The organism is Secundilactobacillus similis DSM 23365 = JCM 2765, from assembly GCF_001311075.1.
GTDB lineage: Bacteria > Bacillota > Bacilli > Lactobacillales > Lactobacillaceae > Secundilactobacillus > Secundilactobacillus similis.
The window spans coordinates 1-6,305 of the sequence record NZ_BBAD01000122.1 but is presented as its reverse complement, the minus strand read 5'-3'; the positions used below and the strand labels follow the sequence as shown (position 1 = coordinate 6,305).

5 protein-coding genes and 1 pseudogene are annotated in these 6,305 nt (G+C 50.1%); 4 read left to right on the top strand and 2 right to left on the bottom strand.

Annotation, left to right across the window (positions count from 1 at the left end):
* Positions 1–112: 112 nt before the first annotated feature.
* Complete coding sequence (locus tag JCM2765_RS15680) at positions 113–640, top strand: GNAT family N-acetyltransferase (RefSeq protein WP_054737493.1); 528 nt, start codon at positions 113–115, stop codon at positions 638–640.
* A 245-nt stretch (positions 641–885) separates the two neighbouring features.
* Here JCM2765_RS15680 and nrdI read toward each other — a convergent pair whose 3' ends face one another.
* Entirely contained in the window at positions 886–1,353 is a 468-nt protein-coding gene (nrdI, locus tag JCM2765_RS15670) for a class Ib ribonucleoside-diphosphate reductase assembly flavoprotein NrdI (RefSeq protein ID WP_054737491.1), read from the bottom strand.
* 235 nt (positions 1,354–1,588) lie between these two features.
* Between nrdI and JCM2765_RS15665 the strand changes: the two genes are divergently transcribed.
* Positions 1,589–2,152, top strand: coding sequence for a TetR/AcrR family transcriptional regulator (locus JCM2765_RS15665; RefSeq protein ID WP_054737490.1), 564 nt, complete (start codon positions 1,589–1,591; stop codon positions 2,150–2,152).
* 341 nt (positions 2,153–2,493) lie between these two features.
* Here JCM2765_RS15665 and JCM2765_RS15660 read toward each other — a convergent pair whose 3' ends face one another.
* Complete coding sequence (locus tag JCM2765_RS15660; protein WP_054737489.1) at positions 2,494–3,060, bottom strand: LysE/ArgO family amino acid transporter; 567 nt, start codon at positions 3,058–3,060, stop codon at positions 2,494–2,496.
* Positions 3,061–3,156: 96 nt separating this feature from the next.
* Here JCM2765_RS15660 and JCM2765_RS15655 point away from each other — a divergent pair, with 96 nt between their 5' ends.
* Together JCM2765_RS15655 and JCM2765_RS15650 are read left to right on the top strand one after the other, a co-directional pair.
* The gene (locus JCM2765_RS15655; RefSeq protein ID WP_225352137.1) at positions 3,157–4,608 is read left to right on the top strand and encodes an aminotransferase-like domain-containing protein; all 1,452 of its coding nucleotides are present in this window, start codon (positions 3,157–3,159) and stop codon (positions 4,606–4,608) included.
* A gap of 202 nt (positions 4,609–4,810) precedes the next feature.
* A pseudogene (locus JCM2765_RS15650) lies at positions 4,811–6,180 on the top strand (hemolysin family protein).
* Positions 6,181–6,305 lie beyond the last annotated feature (125 nt).

The window sequence follows — 6,305 nt, the reverse complement described above, 5'->3', positions numbered from 1 at the left end:
GTTTTTGGGCAGTTTTGCTTACCCCGCCTTACATGCAGTTCCCAGTTTCGTGGAACTCGTTTCCACTCGAGGACAGTTTTAACTATTCACAGAAATAAAAGGAGGCCTGCAGATGGCACATCCAAACGCAACTGAACGGATTCAGTTTGGTGAGTGGCAGGCATCAGATCTACCCCAAGCGCAATTACTTTGGGGCGACCCGGATGTTACCCGATTAATTAGTAAAGATGGTTTTTCACCACAGATGATCGTGGACCGGTTAGCGTTAGAGGTTCGGTCATTGGCTCAAGATCAGGTGCAGTACTGGCCGTTGTTTGCGGCTGATGGTGATTTGATCGGTTGTTGCGGCTTACACGCGCGACCACACGGTGAGTATGAGCTCGGCTACCATCTTCGGCCAGCTTATTGGCATCAGGGCTTGGCGACTGAAGCGGCCAAGGCGGTGGTTCAGTACGCCACAACGCAGCTGCACGCGCCAGCGCTGATTGCGGGGCATAATCCGGCTAATTTGGCATCGAAGCACGTGATTTTGAAGCTTGGGTTTCAGTACACGCATGATGAACTGTATCCGCCGACTGGGAAGTATAGCCCGATGTATCGGTTGGTGTTGCAGGGTGATACTGAGGCTAAGGGCACCTAAAATAAAACAGCTCAAGCAGTTCCGTGGATGGCGGATGCTTGAGCTGTTTTTTGGTTTTTTTGAGTTGATTGGTGCTGGGGTGAGGTTATTGTTGAGGGTGTGGTGGGTTGCTGTCCTCGAGCCGAAACGTGTTCCACAAAGCAGAGACTTGCACATAAGCGGCTTCCACCACAATCCTCAAGACCCGAGGATTCTGGCGGAAGCCGCTTATGCTCCAGTCTCTAAACGCTTTGTTCCACACTCTACTACATAGCAAGATACTGCATTCTTTCAACCATCTTCTTATAAACCCGCGCCTCATCACTCGGCACGCCCCGCAGTTCGTAGTCCGCAATGAAGGGGGCGTCGAATTTAGAGCAGTAACGCCGGGCGGTGAGACAGTATTGTTCGTTGAAGTTTCGGTTACCACTCCCCACAACGCCGATCAGTTGTTTGGCGTTATTGTGGTAGCCGATGTATTCGCCCATTGCCGTTGTGAGCAGTTCCTTCACGCCGGTATCGATGCCGTTACCGCCGTCCAAATAGGTTGGGATAAAGCAGAAGAAGGGCGTGGTTTCATCCTGAAAGTCAGTTTGTTCACTGACTTCAGTTGCGACGATTTCTGGGAGCCCTTTGTTACGGATGTGCTGTGCCATGGCGTAACGCGTGAGGTGCTCGACGAAGTTCCGGGTATTGCCGGAAATTGAAATAAATAAAATGCGCATCGGATCCATTGAAATTCCCCCCGAATGGGTCACATATATGGTATAAACAGCTTTAGCGTTATGAATCCGCTAAATTTATGGCCGAAGAAGGCCGGTCCTGACACTATTTAGCTTGAGTGCTGCACACTGTAAAGTTCTTGTTACAGTCAATCGCGCCTATTTAGTGTTACAATTTTTATTGTACGCTAGATTTAGCGGATTTGTTAGCGAAACCAGATGCTTCATTAAAATCGGGGGGACACCAATGACGGAAAAACAGGATTTAAGGGTACGTCGGACAAACGCACAGATTGAGAAGGCCTTTTTTTCGTTGTTAAAGGAAAAGGGCTTCAAAGCGATGACCGTTCAAGATATTAGTAAACAGGCCCGGATCGGCCGATCGACATTTTATAGTCACTATTATGACAAATACGATTTATTAGAAAAGTTAGTGGCCAACTATACGGCAGTTTTCCGTCGCATTGTAGATCAACGGTTTAGTATACATACACCGGAAATTGGCTCTAACACGGTGAAAGTCTTGATTCTAGCACTAACGGACTACCGTGACATTTTATTGCAATTATTTGATATCCACACGGAAACGGCGGACCTAGAACGCAACTTCAAGCAAATCCTGCGCGGCACCGCCCACGAGTATTTCCAACAAGTCGAATTACCGGATAAAACGCAGCTGCCATTGGGCTACTTAAGTGACCTGTATGCCAGCAATGTGATGTTGTTCCTGTTATGGCAACTGCGCAATGGGAAGAATGATGCGGTGATTCAGTTTGGGGATCGGTTGCAGGAGTTTGTGTTGAATCCGTAGAGTGAGAAATGAAGCGGTTAAAGAGTGGAGTACAAGGGACCCCGGACACTACCGAACTTGGGGAGTGTTGCCGGGGGTCCCTTGTATGCAACTCTTTGCTTCATTTCTCACGTTTCGGCGTGGCTGCCGAAAACGGGTTAAGGTTCTTAAACTAAGATGTAACCAAAGCCCCAAGAAAATAAATCCAAAACCGAGCCGAAACAAACGTAATAGCAAAGCACGTCGCCAAATAGCACTCGGTAATAGGAATGTGACTACCGGGTTTTGGTAGTTTTGCTTGGGATGCTTTAAAAGCAGTGACGGGTTTCAATCGATTTTGTACGAAAACTCCCAACCAACACTCACAAAACACTCCCCACAAACTGCCCCAACAACTTCACCGCATACCCCAACATCACCACGCCGCAAACCCGGTTGATCCAAGTCAGCACCTTAGCGTTGAGTTGCGATTTCAGAAGGAGCACAATGGTAGTCAAACCGGTGAACCAGATGATCGACGACAGGCCAACGCCGCCGACGAAAAGGTCACCGTGAATGCCGGGCAGTGATGCGCGGAAGGCGCCTAACAGTAACGTGCCGTCCAAGATGGCCTGCGGGTTTAACCACGCAATCGCAAAGGCCGCGACAATGGCTTTGCGATAACGGAAAATGGCGGGTTCGGCTGATGTCTCGGTATTTACCGGCGTTTCCTTGGCTAAAATGAGCTGGACGCCCAGTACGGCCACGAAGCCACCGCCAATCAGCCAGAGTAATAGTTTCAAAATTGGCACGGTGTCCAAGAGCTTACCAACGCCGAAGAAGCAGGCGAGGGACAGTGAAATATCAAAAAAGATCACCACGGCGGCAATCAGATAAGCGCGCCGCTTGGGTTGTTCCAAAGCGGTGTTGATCACGTAGAGGTTTTGCATGCCGATGGGCGCCACGTAGCGATGCCAAACAGCAAACCTTTGAATAAATCAAACAAATTATGAGTCTCCTTATGGGTGAAAGTTGGGGTGAATCAGATGCAAAATGAGATTGAAATTAATTGGCAACCGGATGCCAGCAAACCGATGCCGGTTTACCAGCAGATCATCAACTACTGCGTTGCCCGGATCCAGTCCGGCGATTGGTTGATTGGCCAGCAGTTACCAGCGCAACGGCAACTTGCCAAGCAGTTCGGCGTTAACCGAAGCACCATCAGCAAGGCCATCGCGGAACTGTTGGCGGATGGGGTGCTCACCACGGCATTTGGCGGTGGCACCCGAATCGCCAGCAATAGTTGGTCGACCATGATGACGCAGTCGCCGGTCAACTGGCAGGACTACATGATGTCCGGCGAGTTCGAGGCCAATCAACCGGTGATTCAGCAGATCAACGACTTTGAAGACCATGCTAAAATTCGGTTGAGTACCGGTGAGATTGGGCCAGATTTATTTCCGAAACAGTTAGTGCAACGCGCCATGGTGGCAGCGGCTGAGCGCATCACGAATCTTAATTACCTGCCACCAATGGGGTTGGATCGGTTGCGAGAAGCGCTGGTCACGCGATTGGCGAAGTGGGGGATCACGACCACGGCGGACAATATTTTGATTACGTCAGGGTCGTTGCAGTCGCTCCAACTGATTGCGGTGTCACTGTTGGAACAGGGCGCTACGGTGTACACGACGCCGGCGAGTTATTTGCGCTCGTTGCGGGTCCTGCAGTCGGTTCACGCCCAGTTTAAGAGTTTGCCGGTGGACACGGAAGGCCTGCAGTACTGGCACATTCCGGCTACCGGTGGGCAACGGTTGCTGTACACGATTCCGACCTTCGATAACCCCAGCAGCTTAGTGATGAGCGCGCAACGCCGACAGGATCTGCTTCAGTTTGCGAAATCCCACCAGCTACCAATTATTGAAGACACCGCCTACCAAGAACTTTGGTTAGATGAACGGTCGCCGCAACCACTAAAGGCCTTGGATGACACGGGCAACGTGCTGTACCTCGGCTCGATCTCGAAAACCCTCGCCCCAGGCATGCGCATCGGCTGGATCGTTGGTCCGGCGTCAATCATCAAACGGCTCTCCGACGTTAAAATGCAGACCGATTACGGCGCCAGCTCACTCTCACAACTCGTGTTAGTAGAATTACTGAACGATCCCAATTACGACCAGTACCTGACCGACTTACGGGCGGCTTTACGCCAACGCCGGGCCAATGCGATCACAACCTTACAGCGCGAACTCGGCGGTATCGCTAAGTGGCAAACACCTCAGGGTGGCTTTTACATCTGGGTAACGTTGCCGGAAACGGTCAACGTGCAGCAGGTGTTCACCGAAGCCGCCAAACAGGGGATTTTAGTTAATCCGGGTTCGGTGTACGGTGCCAGCGCCACGCACAGTTTACGATTATCGTATGCCTACGCGACTGAGACGGCATTTTCGCAGGGCCTCCACCAAATGGCGGAACTGATCAAGCAACAGTTGCCTGCATAGGTTACTTTAACAGGTCAGTTTCGGTGGGAAACCAACCAAGCGCCAAGTTTTGACCCAACCAAATCTCACCGAAATTTCTTAGAAGTCAGTTTTTTCGCCCTAAATCGGGGTTTATGTCGGTGATGGACAGAATAATGGCTTAAAAAAAGCTGGCGTAAGCTGTATAATGAGCAGTAGACTTTTACTACTGACATTTTACGAAATGAGGAATGAATTCTTGGATAGTGGTCAGATAATTATCAATTTAATTGTTATTTTAATCACTTTCTGTTTTGCTGCGTTTTTTGTGGCCTGCGAATTTGCGTTAGTGCAGGCCGCCCAAGTGCCATTGAAGAGGCCTTGGAAAATGGGACTGGTTCTCGGTCACGGCTTAAGCGGTCACTGAAGATGGTGACGAACCTGAACGAGTACCTGTCGACCACGCAAGTTGGGGTCTCGGTTGCCGGGATCATCCTTGGGTGGTTAGGGGAATCCACGTTGTCAGCAATTTTAATCGACCTGCTGAACGTGACCCACACGAATCCCGGCGGTGCTACGGCACACGCCATTGGGGCCGTTGTTGGGGTGCTGTTGTTGACCTACCTAGAAGTGGTCTTCACCGAAATTGTCCCTAAGAACATCTCAATTGATATGCCGATGCAGGTGTTGCGCTTTGTCACAACGCCACTGCATTACTTCCACATTGCGTTCTACCCATTTGTTTGGTTGCTGAACGTTTCGGCAAACGGCGTGGTACGCCTACTGGGCTTGCCAGTCGCTAACGAAGCTGACGAAGTGTTCTCTCAAGCTGAAATTTTGACCCTGTCACGAAACGCCGTGGCCGGAGGTGAGCTGGAGAAGAACGACTACGTTTACATGCAACGGGCCTTTGAGTTAAACGATAAGGTGGCCAAGGACATCATGATCGACCGGACGGCGCTAGTGGTGATCGACATCACGGCGAACGTTAAGGAAGCCATCACGATGTATTTACAAGAAAAATTCAGCCGGTTGCCCGTCGTAGCCGATGGTGACAAGGATAAGATCCTGGGTTACGTCTACAACTACGACTTGATCCGCCAGCAACAAGTTGACCCAACCATTCGGATCGACAAACTGCTGCGGAACATCTCAACGACACCGGAATCAACGCCAATTACAGAAGTGCTCCAACAAATGATTCGCAAACGGACCCCAATCGTCGTCGTCGTGGACGAATACGGTGGGACTTCCGGGATCATCACCGATAAGGACATCTACGAAGAACTCTTCGGAACTGTCCGGGATGAAATCGATGATGCGTCTAACGAATACATCTTCAAGCAACCAAATGGCACTTACCAAGTGAGCGGGAAGATGACGACCTACGACTTCGAGCGTTACTTTGACACCGACATCAAGGAATTTGATACGGGCGACATCGTGACGGTAGCGGGCTCCATTTTGGATAATCACCCGAACTTGAAGCAGGGCAGCATCATTAAGATCAAGAACTTTGATTTTAAGGTGCTGGACTACGAAAACTCGTTTATCAACTGGTTTGAAGTCACTGAAAATGAACCGATTCCGGAACCTGAGGAAGAGGACGACTAATTAAAAAGCCTCGAAAAATGCCGATTGGCGTTTTTCGAGGCTTTTTATCGATAGTTGCTGTCGTTTGTGTCCAGCTTAAGCATCTTCAGTTTATGAAATGATTCTGGCTTTCTGATAGTGAAGGA